The following is a 715-nucleotide window of genomic DNA, read 5'->3' as shown; positions in this document are numbered from 1 at the left end:
ATTGGCCTCGTTCTTCGACAGGAGCACGATCATGACCCCAGCGACACCAGCGGTCTCTGCGTTGCGCCAACGCATGCTCGACGACATGCGCATGCGCAAGCTCGAACCCAAGACSCAATCCACCTACATTCGCGCGGTACGGCACTCGCCGGCTTTTTTGCAGCGCYCTCCYGACACTGCAACCGYGGAGGATCTGCGGCGCTTCCAGTTGCACATGGTCGATCAGGGCGTCTCGCCGATCACGCTCAATGCAACCATCACCGGCTTGAAGTTCTTCTTTGACAAGGAAGACCCTCGACTTCCACACACCGGCTGAGATGTTCAGCSAAWKYGTTGCATCGACCGGTTGAATCCGCACTTGCCAAGCCGGCGGCAACCAGTCTTGACTTGCCCTTCGCATTGCGCAGACCAAGGTCCGCTGATGGCCGATTGTTGCCGGTCGAGCGGTCAGTGCACCCGATTCGAGATCTGATMTCCAGACCGGCGACCATGGGTCCACCCCTTTCGATGGCGACCGCCCCGCCCTGCCCCACCCTACTTGCGCTGGTCGCCAAACAGGGCATAAGCATCTCAAGGCGGCCGTTTCCTCATTCGRATCAACCACTTGCGYGCGCCGCCGTCAAAGTTAGRCCTTAATCTTGAWGGAATCTCGGTCTAACTATGAACGAGCTCAGATATTCCCACCGAACTGGCTCTCTTGTTCTTGGATCTCTCT

At 58.3% G+C, this 715-nt stretch carries 1 protein-coding gene; it reads left to right on the top strand.

The features are described from left to right. Positions 1-316 (top strand): phage integrase N-terminal SAM-like domain-containing protein (locus ACXJ3V_RS20220; protein ID WP_457102148.1); only part of this gene is annotated, 316 nt, incomplete at its 5' end. Positions 317-715 lie beyond the last annotated feature (399 nt).

The sequence above is a fragment of the Microbacterium sp. P5_E9 genome (assembly GCF_054049175.1).
This window is presented reverse-complemented; position numbering and strand designations above follow the sequence as displayed.